The 14723-nt window shown below is 74.1% G+C and carries 14 protein-coding genes; 7 read left to right on the forward strand and 7 right to left on the reverse strand.

The genetic code is table 11. From position 1 onward, the window contains the following. The first annotated feature begins 48 nt into the window (after positions 1-48). Entirely contained in the window at positions 49-489 is a 441-nt protein-coding gene (locus tag Q3W68_RS05380; RefSeq protein WP_302904362.1) for a hypothetical protein, read from the forward strand. A gap of 7 nt (positions 490-496) precedes the next feature. Here the strand turns inward: Q3W68_RS05380 and Q3W68_RS05385 are convergent, their stop codons facing one another. From Q3W68_RS05385 to Q3W68_RS05405, 5 genes are read right to left on the reverse strand one after another with little or no spacing between them, the layout of a single operon-like run. After that, on the reverse strand, positions 497-1207 hold the full coding sequence (locus Q3W68_RS05385) for an ABC transporter ATP-binding protein (protein ID WP_302904363.1): 711 nt from the start codon (positions 1205-1207) through the stop codon (positions 497-499). Further along, a complete protein-coding gene (locus Q3W68_RS05390; protein WP_302904365.1) occupies positions 1204-2172 on the reverse strand; it encodes an ABC transporter ATP-binding protein in 969 nt (322 codons plus the stop codon). Before Q3W68_RS05390 ends, Q3W68_RS05385 begins: the two co-directional genes overlap by 4 nt. After that, on the reverse strand, positions 2169-3035 hold the full coding sequence (locus tag Q3W68_RS05395) for an ABC transporter permease (RefSeq protein ID WP_302904366.1): 867 nt from the start codon (positions 3033-3035) through the stop codon (positions 2169-2171). Before Q3W68_RS05395 ends, Q3W68_RS05390 begins: the two co-directional genes overlap by 4 nt. Then, positions 3028-4032: an ABC transporter permease gene (locus Q3W68_RS05400; protein ID WP_302904367.1), complete on the reverse strand. Its 1005-nt coding sequence runs from the start codon at positions 4030-4032 to the stop codon at positions 3028-3030. The genes Q3W68_RS05395 and Q3W68_RS05400 overlap by 8 nt, the downstream gene beginning before the upstream one ends. Then, positions 4029-5627: an ABC transporter substrate-binding protein gene (locus tag Q3W68_RS05405; protein WP_302904368.1), complete on the reverse strand. Its 1599-nt coding sequence runs from the start codon at positions 5625-5627 to the stop codon at positions 4029-4031. The genes Q3W68_RS05400 and Q3W68_RS05405 overlap by 4 nt, the downstream gene beginning before the upstream one ends. A gap of 197 nt (positions 5628-5824) precedes the next feature. On the opposite strand from Q3W68_RS05405, the gene Q3W68_RS05410 reads away from it, so the two are divergent. Then, positions 5825-7069: a PP2C family protein-serine/threonine phosphatase gene (locus Q3W68_RS05410; protein ID WP_302904369.1), complete on the forward strand. Its 1245-nt coding sequence runs from the start codon at positions 5825-5827 to the stop codon at positions 7067-7069. Positions 7070-7072: 3 nt separating this feature from the next. On the opposite strand, the gene Q3W68_RS05415 is transcribed toward Q3W68_RS05410, so the two are convergent. Next, the gene (locus tag Q3W68_RS05415; protein WP_302904370.1) at positions 7073-7414 is read right to left on the reverse strand and encodes an STAS domain-containing protein; all 342 of its coding nucleotides are present in this window, start codon (positions 7412-7414) and stop codon (positions 7073-7075) included. 477 nt (positions 7415-7891) lie between these two features. On the opposite strand from Q3W68_RS05415, the gene Q3W68_RS05420 reads away from it, so the two are divergent. Further along, positions 7892-9034 carry a glutamate--cysteine ligase gene (locus Q3W68_RS05420; protein WP_302904371.1) on the forward strand — a complete coding sequence of 381 codons (1143 nt, stop codon included), beginning with the start codon at positions 7892-7894 and terminating at the stop codon, positions 9032-9034. A 28-nt stretch (positions 9035-9062) separates the two neighbouring features. Further along, positions 9063-10466, forward strand: coding sequence for a M20/M25/M40 family metallo-hydrolase (locus Q3W68_RS05425; RefSeq protein WP_302904372.1), 1404 nt, complete (start codon positions 9063-9065; stop codon positions 10464-10466). An 11-nt stretch (positions 10467-10477) separates the two neighbouring features. Here the strand turns inward: Q3W68_RS05425 and Q3W68_RS05430 are convergent, their stop codons facing one another. After that, positions 10478-11734: an MFS transporter gene (locus Q3W68_RS05430; RefSeq protein ID WP_302904373.1), complete on the reverse strand. Its 1257-nt coding sequence runs from the start codon at positions 11732-11734 to the stop codon at positions 10478-10480. A 108-nt stretch (positions 11735-11842) separates the two neighbouring features. Between Q3W68_RS05430 and Q3W68_RS05435 the strand changes: the two genes are divergently transcribed. The 3 genes from Q3W68_RS05435 to Q3W68_RS05445 all read left to right on the forward strand — a co-directional run bounded on the left by Q3W68_RS05435 (position 11843) and on the right by Q3W68_RS05445 (position 14701). Next, positions 11843-13270 (forward strand): PLP-dependent aminotransferase family protein, encoded by a 1428-nt coding sequence (locus tag Q3W68_RS05435; RefSeq protein ID WP_302904374.1) that lies wholly within the window; start codon positions 11843-11845, stop codon positions 13268-13270. 88 nt (positions 13271-13358) lie between these two features. Beyond that, entirely contained in the window at positions 13359-13868 is a 510-nt protein-coding gene (locus Q3W68_RS05440) for a SigE family RNA polymerase sigma factor (protein ID WP_302904375.1), read from the forward strand. Beyond that, positions 13865-14701: a hypothetical protein gene (locus tag Q3W68_RS05445; RefSeq protein WP_302904376.1), complete on the forward strand. Its 837-nt coding sequence runs from the start codon at positions 13865-13867 to the stop codon at positions 14699-14701. Before Q3W68_RS05440 ends, Q3W68_RS05445 begins: the two co-directional genes overlap by 4 nt. The last annotated feature ends 22 nt before the right edge of the window (positions 14702-14723 follow it).

Consider the following 14723-nt stretch of genomic DNA (forward strand, 5'->3'; position numbering starts at 1 on the left):
GGCTCACGAAGTGCGCGCGAGTGACGGCGACTGCTAGCTTCCGGACGCATGAACGACTCCCCTCGCTGGTACCGCCCGGCCCCCGACGTGCTGCTCACGGTCGGCAGCGCCACCGCGCTGCTCGGTTACCTGATCCCGTGGTTCCGCGCCAGCCGCCTGCACCAGTGGTCGTACTCGGGCTGGGCCTACCTGGAGACCGAGGGTGGCTGGACCTGGCTGGTCGTGGTGTCCCTGGTGGTCGCCGTCCTCGCCGGCCTCTGGGCCGGGCGGAGCGTGGCGTGCGCCAGGCTCGCGGTCGGCGCCGCGGTGGCCGGGATGTTCCTCGCCAGTGCGGTGGTCGCGGTGAGCCTGGGCGCGCTGCCGGAGCGCGACAGCATCAACTGGGTCGGTGAGCTGCCGTTCGAGATGGGGATGCCGCTCATGGCGGTCGGCTTCGGGGCGGTCGTCGCCGGGGCGCTGGGCGCCGTACGCCGTCCGGCCGCGGAGTGACGCGACGTCACGGCGCCGGCAGGTCCACCACCCGGGTGGCCCAGCGGGCCATCAGCGCCGGGTCGTGGGTGATGACCAGGACCCCGGCTCCCTGCCGGCGCTGGTAGTCGCTGACGACGGTGGCGACGTGCGCCTGGGTGGAGGCGTCGAGCATCGCGGTGGCCTCGTCGCAGAGCAGGTAGTCGGGCCGGTGGACCAGGGCGCGGGCCAGGCAGGCGCGTTGCAGTTGCCCGTCGCTCACCGCGTGCGGGCGGCGGGTGAGCAGGTCGGGGGTCAGTCCGGCCAGGTCGGCCAGCTCCGCCGCACGGGCCGCCGCCTGCTCTCGCGGTGTGCCGGTGGCGCGTAGCGGCTCGGCGATGATGTCCGCGAGGCTGAGCCGCGGGTCGGTGGCGGCACGCGGGCTCTGGAACAGGATCGCGACGCGGGTGCGCAGTTCCGCCGGCAGGCGGTGGCGGACGCCGCCGAGCGGTCGCCCGTCGATCGCAACGTGACCGCTGTCCGGGGCGTGCAGCAGGGCGAGGACGCGGGCGAGAGTGGACTTGCCGCTGCCCGAGGGTCCACGCAGCCCGACCGTCTCGCCGGGGGCGATGTGCAGGTCGACCCGGTCGAGGACGCGCTGCCTGCCGTACGCGACGCAGACCTGGTGCGCGGCGAGCCCGGCGGCCGGGGCGTCGCCCGGGGCGGCGGCGTCGGTGGCACCGGGAACCGTGACCGTCATGCCGGTACCTCCTCGCGCAGCGGGTGGTGGCAGGCGACCCGGCCCGCTCCGTCGGCGGCGAGGCGGGGCAGCGTGTCGCAGGTGTCTGTGGCGCGGGCGCAGCGCGGGGCGAAGGCGCAGCCGCCGGGCAGGTCGGTGAGCGTGGGCGGGTGCCCCGGTACCGGAACGAAGGCGCGGTCGGGCAACGCGTCGAGCAGACCGGCGGTGTACGGGTGGGCCGGGCCGTCGAACAGCGCCTCGGCCGGGCGGTGCTCGACGATGCGGCTGGCGTACATCACGGCGACGGTGTCCGCGACGCGGCGCGCGGCGGCCAGGTCGTGCGTGATGAGCAGGACGCCGGCACCGGTGTCGCAGCGGCGGCGCAGCAGGTCCAGCGTGTGGTCGACGAGCGGCCGGTCGAGGCCGGTGGTGGGTTCGTCGGCGAGCAGCACCGGCGGGTCGGGCGCGAGCGCGAGCGCTGTGGCGAGCCGCTGGGCCATGCCGCCGGACAACTCGTGCGGGTACCGGTTCAGGTCGGCCGGGTCGAGGCCGACGTCGGCGGCGATCCGGTCGGCGGCGGCCGGCGCGTCGCGGCGGCTGTGCCCGTGGGCGCGCAGCGTCTCCTCCAGCAGCTTCCGCCCGGTACGCACCGGGGTGAGCGCGGTGGCGGGACTCTGCGGAACCAGGCCGACGCCCCGGCCGCGTACGTGCCGGGCCAGGTGCCGCTCCCCCGCGCCGATCAGGTCGGCCTCGTCGCGTCCCGGCGCGTGCAGGCGGGCGCGCCCGGTGACTGTGGCGTTGCGCGGCAGCAGGCCGAGCAGGGCGTGCGCGAGGACCGACTTGCCGCACCCGGACTCGCCGACCACCGCCAGCAGCTCGCCGGGCCGCAGCGTGAGGCTCAGGTCGGTGACGGCGTGCACGACGGCGTCACGCAGCCGGAAGCGGACGGTCAGCCCGTCGACTGTCAGCAGCGGCGGGGCGGTCACAGGTGCAGCTCCGCTCGTACGCGGGGATCGAGGCGGTCGCGCCACCGGCCGGTGAGCACGGCGAGCGCCAGCGTGGCCGCCACGAGCAGGAGGCCGGGGACGATGCTGGCCCACCAGGCGCCGGTCAGCAGGGACCGCTGCCCGTCGTTGATCATGTTGCCGATCGAGGCCAGGTGCGGCGGCAGGCCGAGACCGAGGAACGACAGCGCGGTCTCGTGCCAGACGGCGTGCGGCACCATGAGCGTGGTCGCCAGCGCCAGGCGCGGCAGCACGTGCGGCAGCAGGTGCCGGGTGAGCACCCGGACGCGCCCGGCGCCGCCGGAGACCGCGGCGTCGACGAACGGCCGGTTGCGCAGGCTGAGCAGCTCGGAGCGGACGATCCGGGCGGTGGACAGCCAGTGCGTCAACGCGATGGAGGCGATCACCGCGCCCAGGCTGGGGCGCAGCATCGCCACGATGAAGATGCCCAGCAGCAGGTGCGGCAGCGCCGCGACGGTGTCCACGACGCGCATGAGGGCCCGGTCGACCCAGCCGCCGACGCTCCCGGCGACGGCGCCCACCAGCCCGCCGATGACCGCCGCGACGAGCGCGGCGACCGCGCCGACGAGCAGCGAGACGCGCAGGGCGTAGAGGCTGCGCACGGCCACGTCGCGGCCGAGGTCGTCGGTGCCGGCCAGGTGGTCGGTCGAGGGCGCGAGCCGGGTACGGGAGAGGTCGACGGCGCTCTGGTCCAGCGGCCACAGGACCGGGGCGAGCAGCGCGGCGGCGACGACACCGGCGAGCACGACGACGGCGGCGACAGTGCCGGCGCTGCTGGGACGGCGCAGGCGCCGGACGCGCGCGGGGAGGGCGAGGTCAGTCATCGAGGCGTACCCGGGGGTCGGCGGCGGCGTAGGCGAGGTCGGTGAGCAGGTTCGCGGTCAGCACCACGACGGTGGTGGCCAGGGTCGTGGCCGCGAGCAGCGGGAAGTCGGCGCCGAGCGCTGCCGCGACGGTGACCGCGCCGAGGCCGGGCAGGGAGAACACGGTCTCCACCAGGACCGCGCCGCCGACGAGTTCGGGCAGGTGCGTGCCGACCAGGGTGAGGAACGGCAGCAGCGCGGTACGCAGCGCGTGCCCGAACAGGATGACCCGTCCGGGCAGCCCCCGGGCACGGGCCGCCAGGACGTGGTCGTCGCGCAGGCTCTCGGCGACCGCGTCCCGGACGAACAGGACGAACCACGGCGCCTGCGAGATCGCGAGCACTGTCACCGGAAGCACCAGGTGCCGCGCCACGTCGCCCGGGTCGGTGCCGGTGGCGGTGATGTCGGTGAGCCCGCCGGCGGGCAGCCAGCCGAGGCTGAGGGCGAACACGGCGATCGCCGCGAGGCCGATCCAGAAGACCGGCATGGACTGCACGGCGTACGCGACGGCGCGCAGCGCCCTGTCGAACCAGCCACCACGGCGGTACGCGGCCAGCGTGCCGAGCAGCACGCTCGCCACCAGCACCAGGGCGAGCGCGGTGCCGACGAGCAGCAGCGTCCAGCCGGCCCGGGCCGCGAGCACCGAGGTGACCGGCTCGTGCCGGCTCGTCGACCAGCCCAGGTCGCCGCGCAGCAGGTTGCCGATCCAGCGGGCGTACTGCACCGGCAGCGGATCGTCGACGCCCCAGTTGGCGCGGATCTGCGCGAGGTTCTCCTCGCTGGTGGTGAACGCCGCCGCGCCCGCGTACTGCTGGGCCGGATCGATCGGTGAGGCGGCGCCGAGGGCGAACATGCCCATGCTGGTCGCGGCCAGCACCGGTACGGCGACCAGCAGCCGCCGCCGGACCACCATTCCCGCCCCGGCCAGCCGCCGCCGGCCGGTCACGGACGCCGTCACGACGTCTTCGTCCACGTGTGCACGTTCCACCAGATGCTGTTGGCGACGTCGTGCTCGTGCGGCTCGACCCGCGGCGTCACCCCGGTCACGGCGTCCTTCAGCACGTAGGTGTGCTGGAGGTAGGTGAGGAACACCCACGGCACGTCGGCGGCGAGCTGCTTCTGGAACGTGGCGTACGCGGCCTTGCGGGCGGCCGGGTCGGCGTTGTCCCGGCCGGCCTGCAGCGCGGCGTCGGTGGCCGCCGAGCGGTACGAGCCGGGGTTGAAGAAGCCCTGCCCGGCGAAGGCCGAGTTGAACAGCTTGTAGGAGACGAAGTCCGGGTCGTACGGCGTGCCGTAGCCCATCACGAGCGCGTCGCGGCCCATCCGCGGGGTGATCGCGTCCCAGGTCAGACCCTCCGGCGTGACAGTGATGCCGACCTTCTTCGCATCGGCGACGACGGCCAGGGCCAGTTCCTTGCGCAGGCTGTCCGTGGCCGGGTACAGGAGCGCGAACGCGGCCGTACGCCCGTCCTTGACCCGGATGCCGTCCGGGCCGGGCTTCCACCCGCCGGCGTCCAGCACGGCGGTCGCCGCGGCGGCGTCGGCGGCCGGCTTGCCGGCGATCGACGGCTCGGCGTACTCCGACGTCGGCGGCACCGGCCCGAACGCGGGCTCGCCCGCGCCGCCGAGCACGCCCGTCACCATGGCCTGCCGGTCGACCGCGACGTTCAGCGCCTTCCGGATCGCGGGGTCGGCGGTGACCGGGTTGCCCATCGGCAGCATGACGCCCCGGTAGTCGGCGGTCGGCACCTTGTGCACCCGGTAGCCGTCCCGGCTCTCGAAGCCGGACGCGAGCTTGGGCGCCAGCTCCGCCGCGTCGAACTCGCCGGCCCGCATCCGCTGGGCCCGTACGTTGTCGTCCGCGACGAACGCCACCACCACGCCCGGGTTCGCCGGCTTGCCGCCCCAGTACGTCTCGTTCGCCGCGAGCACGAGCCGGTCACCGGGTGTCCAGGACGTGAACCGGTACGGGCCGGTGCCGACCGGCTTGCGGTTGAAGCCGGCCTTGTTGACGTCCTGCCCGGCGAACGCCCGCGCCGGGACGATCCCCAGCGCCAGCCGTTGCAGGAACGGCGGGTACGCGTACTTGAGGGTGAACACCACTGTCGCGGGGTCGGGCGCGGTGACGGAGACGAGCATGTCCAGATCGGAGCGCAGCGTCGAGTCGACGGCCGGATCGAGTACCGCCTGGTAGGTGAACACCACGTCCTGCGCGGTCAGCGGGCTGCCGTCGTGGAACAGCACGCCCTCGCGCAGCTTGGCCGTGACGGTCCTGCCGTCCGCCGAGACGGCAGGCAACTCGCGGGCCAGGGCGGGCACCAGCTCGTTGCGGGCGTCCCGGGCGACCAGCCCGTCGAAGATCAGCGACGCGCCGTCGACGCCGTAGTTGAGCACCGGGTTGAGCGTGTCCGGCTCGCCCGCGGTGGCGACCACGACCGTGCCGGCGTTGGTCGTGCCCCCGGTCGACGCCGTGGGCGACGAACACCCGGCGACGGCGAGCAGGGCGGCGGCGAGCACCGCGGCCACGCGTACGGGCTTGGGCCTGATCGCCACCGGCAACTCCTCGAACACTCGTTCCGGTGGCGGCCGGACGGGCGCTCCGGCTGGGACTGATCATCGCGTGCCGAGCGCCCGCCCATTGCCGCCACTATTCTGTAGTTGCCAACTATATGCAATAGGAGCGCATCGACGGTCCTGGCCCCGGGGTCGCTCGTGCGGCAGCCGGGGGGCGCGCCGAATATGCTCAGGCGGTGAAGGACAGTGAGCGGGCCGCTCTGATGGGCATACTGCAGTCGGCCGAGCGCGGCGCCCCGGTGGAGGCGGTCGAGGCCGTCACCGGCGCCGTCGCCACTGCCCTGAACGCGCTCGGCGTCTCGCTGCTGATCGCCGACCTCAGCGGCCGCGCGCTGGTCCGGCTGACCCATCAGCCGGCGGGCGACGGGGCGGGCCGGCGGCAGGACGAGGAGGTCGCCGAGGTCCTCCCCTTCGACGGCGGGCCCTACGAGCAGGCCCTACGCCAGCAGACCGCCCGGGTGATCCCCGGTGACGACCGATGGACGGTGCTCGCGCCGGTCACCGAGCGGGGAGAAGCGATCGGCCTGCTGGAGATAGATCTGCCCGACGAGCCGGACGACGACGTGGTGGCCCGGATCGCCCGTACGGCGCACGCGCTGGCGTTCATCGTCATCGCCAACCGCCGGCACACGGACCTGTTCGAGTGGGGGCAGCGGACCACTCCGTTCAGCCTCTCCGCCGAGATCCAACGCCGGCTGCTGCCCGCCTCGTTCACCTGCGAGGCCGGCGCCTTCACGCTCTCCGGCTGGCTGGAGCCGGCCGCCAACGTCGGCGGGGACACCTTCGACTACAGCCTGGCGCGAGACGTGCTGCACTTCAGCATCACCGACGCCATGGGGCACGGCGTGGCGAGCGCGCTCACCGCCACCCTCGGAGTGGGCAGTCTGCGCAACACGCGTCGGCGCGGCGCCAGCCTCGTCGCCCAGGCCGAGGAGTCCAACCGGGCCGTCGCGGAGCACGCGAACGTACGTGGCGCGTACGTCACAGCCGTGCTGGGCCGCATCGACCTGACCACCGGACGCTGCGAGCTGGTCAACGCCGGGCACGTCCCGCCGATGCTGGTCCGGGACGGCCGGGTCGCACCCGTGGAGTTGCCGGGCAACTTCCCGCTCGGCATGTTCCCCGGCGAGAGCTACCGCAGCGGGGAACTGCCCCTGCTGGCCGGCGACCGGCTGGTGCTGGTCACCGACGGCATGCGGGAACGCAACGCCGCCGACATCGACCTGCCCGCGGCCCTGCTCCGCCTCGCCCACCTGCACCCCCGCGAGGCGGTACGAGCGCTCTCCGACGCGGTACTGGCAGCCGCCGGGCCGGTCCTGGACGACGACGCCACCTTGCTCGTCATCGACTGGTACAACAGTCACGGGCCGCGGAACAGCACCGCCGGCGCGGACCGCAGCCGCGTCAGCAGCGACGAGTAGCGCTCAGCGCACCGCCGCCTCCGAGCCGTCCTCGGCGTCCCGCACCGTGTCGAAGAGCGGGATGACGCGGTCCACCGAGGTGATCGAGAAGACGTTGCGTACCGGCTGGCGGACGCCGGCCACGCCCATCCAGCCGTCGCGCCCCCGCAGGCTCTTGTAGGCGAACACGAGCGCGCCCAACCCGCTGGAGTCCACGAACCCGACCTGGGTCAGGTCGACCACCACCGTCCCCGCACCGGAATTCACCATCTCGAGCAACCGGTCGCGCAACTGCGGTGCGCTGGCCATGTCGAGATCACCCGCGACCTCGATCACCGGGCCGACCCGCCCCTGCCTGGTCGTCACCGAGAACTCCACCACTCCCCCTCAACCGCATACAGGCCCGCGTGCGCACCGATCGGACCACTCGTACCACCGTGCCAGAACACCGGCGAATCCGCCTCCCGTAGGGGCCCACGCCACCGTCGCTCCGGCGAGGCGGGGGGGGGGGTGACAATCGGTGCTGTTCCCGTCACCGTCCGAAGCACATCGCCGCGGCAGGTGTGCGACGGGTTTCTGGGGGTAGGGCCTTTCACGGGTCAAGACATGCGCCCGCCATCGCGGTGGCTGCCCTGTTCCTTCCGGCACGGGCAAGCCGCCGACGAGCCGTGGAGGCGCCATGTCGGACCAGGAGCGACGCCGGGTACGTCCCGGTGACCGTCACCTCGCCCTGCCGTGCGTCACCGGCACCCCCGCCACGGCCCGCGCCCTGGCGATCTTCCCAGCCATCGCTGACCGACCCGGTCACGCCGGTGCCGCGCACCACGAGGACGGGTTGCCCACATGGTCACCACACCGCTAGCCCGTGAAGCCGCCGTGACGTCCGCCGGCAATCTCCCCCTGACACTGGGCGTGGAGGAGGAGTTCCTCCTCGTCGATCCGGTCGACGGCGTCAACCTGCCGGTGGGCGACGAGGTGATCGGCGCGCTCCCGGCGGCGCTGCGCGGCCAGGCCCGGCATGAGCTGCGGCGCAGCATGATGGAGATGGTCACCCCGGTCTGCACCGACCTGCCCACGCTCCGCGCCCATCTGCTGCGTCACCGCCGAGCGGCCGGCGAGGCCGCCTCGGCGGCGGGGGCGCGGCTGGTGGCGGTCGGCGCCACGCCGGTCGGGGATCCGCACCGGGCCGTACCGGAGCAGCAGCGTTACCACGCGATGGCCGAACACTACGGTCCCGTCGCCACCGATGCCGGTGTGTGCGGCTGCCACATCCACGTCGGCGTACCGGACCCGGACCTGGCGATCGAGGTCTGCAACCGGCTGCGGGTGTGGCTACCGGTGGTGCAGGCCCTGACTGCCAACTCGCCCGTGTACGCGGGGCGGGACACCGGGCAGGCGAGCTGGCGGTCGGTGCAGTTGCAACGCTGGCCCGGCGTCGGGCCGACACCCCACTTCGACTCGCGCCTCGACTACGACCGGACGGTCGCCGCGCTGGTCAGGTCACAGGTGATGCTCGACGAGGCGATGGTCTACTGGTATGCCCGTCCCTCGACGACATACCCGACTGTCGAGGTGCGGGTCAGCGACGTCTGCACCGACGTCGACGACACCGTCCTGGTGGCCGCGCTGGTCCGCGCGCTGGTGGCGACCGCCGTCACCGAGGCGTACGCCGGGGTGCCGGTCCCCCGGACCCCGGACTCCGTGGTGGCCGCGGCCCACTGGCACGCCGCCCACAGCGGGCTCGACGGCACGCTGACCGACCTGCGGCGAGGCGCGACGCGGCCGGCCTGGGAACTCGTCGGAGACCTCTTCTCCACAGTCGAGGACACCCTCCGGCGGCACGGCGACCTCGGCTTCGTACGCGCCGAGCTGTCCCGGCTGCGCCGGGTCGGCAACGGTGCCACCCGCCAACGGCGCACCCTGCGCCGCACCGGGAGCCTGCCGGCGCTCCTGCACGAACTCGCCGAACGCACAGTGTCCGGCTGACCCGATGACGACACCAGCTGAGGTATCGATGACATCCGACATTCATGCCTACCTCGACGCCCACCGCCGCGACCTGGTCGCCGAGCTGATCGGCTGGGTCCGGATCCGGTCGGTCGCCGGGCTACCGGAGCGCGAGGTCGAGGTCCTGCGGTCGGCGAACTGGCTGGCGGGCACGCTGCGCGACCTGGGGTTCCCGGTGGTGCAGGTCTGGAACCGCGACAGCGCGCCCGCCGTCTACGCGGAATGGTGCGAGGCGCCGGGCGCGCCCACCGTGCTGATCTACAGCCACCACGACGTCCGGGCGGCCAAGGACGAACAGTGGGAGGAGACGCCGCCGTTCGAGCCGGCGGAACGCGACGGGCGCGTCTACGGCCGGGGCACCTCCGACGCCAAGGGGCAGGTTCTCGCGCACCTGTGGGCTCTGCGGGCGCACCTGGCCGCCACCGGGCGCACCGCGCCCTCGGTCAACATCAAACTGCTCGTCGAGGGCGAGGAGGAGACCGGCTCGGCAGGACTGTCGGACCTGCTCGACGCCCACCGCCCGACCGCCGACCTGGTGGTGTTCTCCGACACCCTGCTGTGGCACCGGGAGCATCCGGCGCTCTGCATGGGGCTGCGCGGCATGATCAGCGCCCAGATCGAGGTGTACGGGCCGCTGCGCGACGTGCACAGCGGCGCCGTCTCCGGGCCGGCCCCGAACCCCGTGGTCGAGCTGAGCAAGCTCCTCGCCGCCCTGCACGACGACAAGGGGCGGATCACCCTGCCCGGCTTCTACGACCACGTGGTCGACCCGCCGGAGAGCTTCCGGGCCGCACTCGCCGCGCTGCCGTACCGCGACGAGGACTGGCTGGCCCGATCGGAGACCCGCAGCATCGGCGGGGAGGAGGGCTACACGGTGCTGGAACGGCTCTGGACCCGGCCCGCCGCCGAGGTTCTCACCGTCGCCGCCGGTGACATCACCGGAGCCTCCCGCGCGGCGGTGCCCGCTGTCGCCACCGCCAGCCTGAGCATCCGTACCGTGCCGGACCAGCGCATCGCCGACGTCGCGGAACAGCTGCGGCGGTGGGTCGCCGACACCATCAGCGACCGGGTCGACTACCAGCTGACGGTCTCGGAGGAGACCGCCCAGGAGCCGTACCGCACCCCACCCGACCATCCCGCCGTCGCGGTGCTCGACGCGGCCATGAGCGACGGCTTCGGCGCTCCCGTCGGGCGGATGGCGAACGCCGGCGGCGGCCCGGCCGAACTGCTGACCCGCAAGCTGGACGCGCCGGTGCTCTTCTTCGGCACCGGGCTGCCCGAGGACCACTGGCACGACAGCGACGAGAGCGTCGCCGTGGACGTGCTGCTCGCCGGCGCCGCCACCCTCGCCAGCTTCTGGTCCCGGCTCGCCGGAACCGACGCCGGCACCGCGCCCTCGACCGGGGACTGACGCCGGGCCGGTCACGCCGTCGTCTCGGTGCCGGTCCGCCGCACCGGAGCGGGGATCCGCACCTCGGCGGCGGCCCGTCGGCGCTCGGCGAGGCGTACCGCCGGCCGCATGGCCAGCCCCGCGACCACGAACAGCCCGCCGAGCACCAGCCAGCCCGGCGTGCCCCAGCCGAGCAGCAGCGAGGTCAGCAGCGCCGGACCGAGCATCCGGGCGAGCTGCGGCGCCATGCCGAAGAAGCCCTGGTACTGCCCCTGCCGGTCGGGGCGGGCCAGGGTGAAGCCGACCTCCCAGCCGCTGGCCGCCTGCACCATCTCGCCGAACACCTGTACCAGGGCCGCGCCCAGCAGCACCGCCGAGGCCACCCAAGCGCCGCCCACCATCCCGGACACCGCGTACGCGCCGCAGGCGACCAGCAGCACCCAGCCGGCGTGCCCGCTGGCCCGCGCCGCCGTGCCCGGATCGGTCACCCGGCGGGCCACCCGGACCTGCCACAGCACCACGCACAGCATGTTGACGGTGAGCACCACCGCGCCCATCGGCGCCGGGGCGTCGGTCCGCTCCGCGATCCACAGTGGCAGCGCCAGGCTGAGTAGCGGCATGTTCAGGCACATGACCGCGTTCAGCAGCGTGATCAGCGCGTACGGGCGGTCGCGCAGCACGGTCAGCCGTCCCGGCTCGGGTCCGGACGGAACCGGCGCCGCCGCCTCGGGCAGCCGGCGCACCAGCAGGGCGGCGACCAGGAAGCTCGCCGCGTCCAGCGCGAAGGCCGACAGGTACGCCGGACGGGTGTCCGCCCAGAGCACGAGCGCGCCCAGGCCGGCCCCGGCGGCCAGGCCGGCGTTCGAGACCGACTGCAACCGCGCCCGTACGGCGGTGCGCCGCGCGGGCCCGATCAGCCCGACCAGCAGCGCCTGCCGGCTGGCGGTGAGCCCGGCCTGGCAGGCGGCGTAGCAACAGGCGAGCAGTACGAACAGCGGGAAGGAGCGGATCACGAGGAAGCCGCTGAGCGCGGCGGCGGTGGCGACGGCGAAGACGCCAGTCATCCGTCGTGCGCCGTACCGGTCGGCCAGCTGGCCGGCGGGCACCCCGGCGAGGATGCCCGTCGACCAGCCCACGGTGAGGGCGATCCCGACCTGCGCCGGGGACAACCCGACCACCCGGATGAAGAACAGCGCCGAGCAGGCGTAGAAGGCGCCGTCGCCCACCGAGTTCGCGAGCTGGGCCAGGGCCAGCACCCGGACCCGGCGGCCGGTGTCGACATCGGCCATTGCTCGTCCCCCGTTCGCCGTGCTCCGTCCTCCATCCAAGACCTGGGGATTGGCGTGGAGAAGCGCCGATTCCGGGCAATCTGATTGGGCCAATGTAGGGTCGGCGCCGTGGACGTACACGTCAGCCTGGCCGGGCCCGGCGACCGTGCCACCCGGATCCACAGGCAGTTGCTGGAGGCGATCCTGGACGGCCGGCTGCGGCCCGGCGAACGGCTGCCACCGACCCGCGAACTGGCCCGGCGGCTCGACGTCTCCCGCAACACGGTTGCCGTCGCCTACGAGCGGCTGACCGCCGAGGGCCTGCTGACCGCCCGGGTCGGCGCGGGAACGTTCGTCGCCGACGAGCCGGTCGCCCGCGCCCGGCCCCGTCCGGCACCGGCCGGTGGCGTACGCCCCCGCGCGTTCTGGGCGTCCGCCGCGCCGGCCCCCACCGCCGCGCCCCGGCCGGGCCACGACTTCCGGGCCGGTACCCCCGACACCGGGTTGTTCCCGCTGGCCACCTGGCGCCGGCTGGTCGCCGGTGAGCTGCGCACCACGACGATCCGGAGCGGCTACGCCGACCCGGCCGGGCACCCCGGCCTGCGTACCGCCGTCGCCCGGTACGTGGGACTCGCCCGGGCGGTACGGGCCGCGCCCGACGACGTCGTCGTCACCCAGGGCGCGCAGCAGGCGCTGGACCTGATCGCCCGGGTCGTGCTCGAACCGGGCGACCGGGTGGCCGTCGAGGATCCCGGCTATCCGCCCGCCCGGCGGCTGTTCGCCGCTCACGGCGCACGGGTCGTGCCGGTGCCCGTCGACGACCAGGGCATCGACGTAGGCGCGCTACCAGGCGACGCGCGGCTGGTCTACGTCACCCCGTCCCACCAGTTCCCGCTGGGCGTCCGGATGTCGCCGGCGCGCCGGGCGGCGCTGCTGGACTGGGCGGCGGCTCGGGACGCGGTGGTCGTCGAGGACGACTACGACACCGAGTTCCGCTTCTCGGCACGGCCGCTGGACCCGTTGCAGACGCTGGACCGGGCCGGGAAGGTGGTCTACGTCGGCACGTTCTCCAAGACCCTGCTGCCCATGCTGCGCCTCGGGTTCCTGGTCGCCCCGGCGTCGCTGCGCCCGGCGCTGCTGGCCGCCCGCCAGCTCACCGACTGGCACGGTGACCACACCACGCAGGCGGCGCTGGCCCGGTTCATCGACTCCGGCGAGCTGCCCCGGCACATCCGCAAGGCGACCCGGGTCTACGCCGAGCGACGCGAGCTGATCGACGCCGCGTTCCGATCCGACCTCGCCGAATGGCTCCACCCGGTGCCGTCCACGGCGGGCCTGCACCTGTGCGCACGACTGCGCCCGGAGGCCGGCGTCGACCTGCCGGCGGTCGTCGCGCGGGCGGCCGAAGCCGGCGTCACGGTACGCGAGATCGCCGGCTACCACGCCGGCCCGCCCGGCCCGGCCGGCCCGGCCGGCCTGGTGCTCGGCTACGGCGCCATCGCCACCGCCGACGTACCGGAGGGGCTCCGGTTGCTCGCGCGCAGCTTCCGCGGCTGACCGGCGGCGCCGCGAATTCACGTCCCCCTCCGAGCAACCCCGGGAGCCACACCTGGCGTGACTATCCCGTATCCGATCGGAGGTCCGAATGAGTGATCGCGACACGGCGTTCGCGGAGTACTTCTCGGCGAGGCACCACGCCATGCGCGCCACCGCGTATCTGCTCTGCGGTGACTGGCACCGGGCGGAGGACCTGGTCCAGACCGGGTTCACCAAGCTCTACCTGGTCTGGAACCGGGTCGCCCGGCACGACGCGCTCGACTCCTACCTGCGCCAGATCATCGTCCGGTCCTTCCTCGACGAACGGCGGCGGGGCTGGTGGCGGCGGGAGCGGGTGGGCACGCCCGACACCGACTCACCGGTGCCGGCGAGTCCGCCCGAGGACCGACTCGTGGTGCTCCAGGCACTCGCCGCCGTACCGCCCCGGCAACGGGCCGTCCTGGTCCTGCGCTACTGGGAGGACCTGCCGATCGACGAGGTGGCGGCACTGCTGAACTGCTCGCCGGGAACGGTGAAGAGCCAGTCCGCCCGCGGTCTGGACACGTTGCGCGGCCTGCTGTCACCCATGCACTCATCGAGCGAGAAGGGGCAACGATGAACGGAGACCAGCTGCGCGAGGCGCTTCGCGACGAGATGCTCGGCGTCACCGCGCCGGCGCAACTCAGCACCGAAGGCATGCTGCGTTCGGCCCGGCGGGCACGCAACAAGCGCCGCGCCGTCCGGGCGTGCGCCGGATCGGCGACTGCGGTTCTCGCGGTCGTGGGTGTCGTGGCCCTCGCCACCCCGGACGGCGGCGACCGGCGCCCGCCCGCCGCGCTGCCGCAGGCCGCCCCGCCGCCGTCGCCGGACGGCAGTGCCGAGCCGATGCCGACCGGGCCCGACGGCCAGCCGCAGGAGGACCGCACCGCCCGGGCGGGCACCCGGTACGACCAGGCCGCCCTGCTGCTCGACCGGCTCGTCACAGTGGTGCCCGCCGGGTACACCGCCGAGAAGACCGTCTCCACCGAGACCGGGAAGGAGACGCTGGGGACGCACGAGGCGAACTTCAGCGGACGGGCAGACGGCGTCGAGCTGTGGAGCTACATGGCCTCGGTCGACGTGGCGAAGGGAACGTGGAAGGGACGCCTGCTCACCGAGGTGCACACACCGGGGAACCTGCTGCCGACCGAACCGTGCGCCCTGGCACGCGAGTTCTGGGGCATGGGGGGCGAATGCCAGCCGATGACAGTCGGCGAAGCGACTGTGGGTGTGGTGGTCCGGCCCGGCGCCGACGACCGGTTCGACCAGTGGGCCGCCTACCGGCACCCCGACGGCGTGGTGGTCTTCGTGGCGCAGGGCGCGTACGACAGGCAGGCGCCCGCGTCACCGCTACCGTTCACCGCACGCGAGCTGGCGACTGTCGCCGTCGACGAGCGGCTGCACCTTCGGTAGCCCCGCCGCGGGCGCGCCTGAA

The sequence above is a fragment of the Micromonospora sp. C28ISP2-4 genome, assembly GCF_030519385.1.
Classification (GTDB): domain Bacteria; phylum Actinomycetota; class Actinomycetes; order Mycobacteriales; family Micromonosporaceae; genus Micromonospora; species Micromonospora tulbaghiae.

What these genes read in the sequence shown, in the direction of transcription:
- Q3W68_RS05445 (WP_302904376.1), top strand. Translation starts at nt 13,865, where the DNA reads ATGAACGGAGACCAGCTGCGCGAGGCGCTTCGCGACGAGATGCTCGGC.
- Q3W68_RS05385 (WP_302904363.1), bottom strand. Translation starts at nt 1,207, where the DNA reads ATGACGGTCACGGTTCCCGGTGCCACCGACGCCGCCGCCCCGGGCGAC.
- Q3W68_RS05395 (WP_302904366.1), bottom strand. Translation starts at nt 3,035, where the DNA reads ATGACTGACCTCGCCCTCCCCGCGCGCGTCCGGCGCCTGCGCCGTCCC.
- Q3W68_RS05440 (WP_302904375.1), top strand. Translation starts at nt 13,359, where the DNA reads ATGAGTGATCGCGACACGGCGTTCGCGGAGTACTTCTCGGCGAGGCAC.
- Q3W68_RS05430 (WP_302904373.1), bottom strand. Translation starts at nt 11,734, where the DNA reads ATGGCCGATGTCGACACCGGCCGCCGGGTCCGGGTGCTGGCCCTGGCC.
- Q3W68_RS05425 (WP_302904372.1), top strand. Translation starts at nt 9,063, where the DNA reads ATGACATCCGACATTCATGCCTACCTCGACGCCCACCGCCGCGACCTG.
- Q3W68_RS05420 (WP_302904371.1), top strand. Translation starts at nt 7,892, where the DNA reads ATGGTCACCACACCGCTAGCCCGTGAAGCCGCCGTGACGTCCGCCGGC.
- Q3W68_RS05380 (WP_302904362.1), top strand. Translation starts at nt 49, where the DNA reads ATGAACGACTCCCCTCGCTGGTACCGCCCGGCCCCCGACGTGCTGCTC.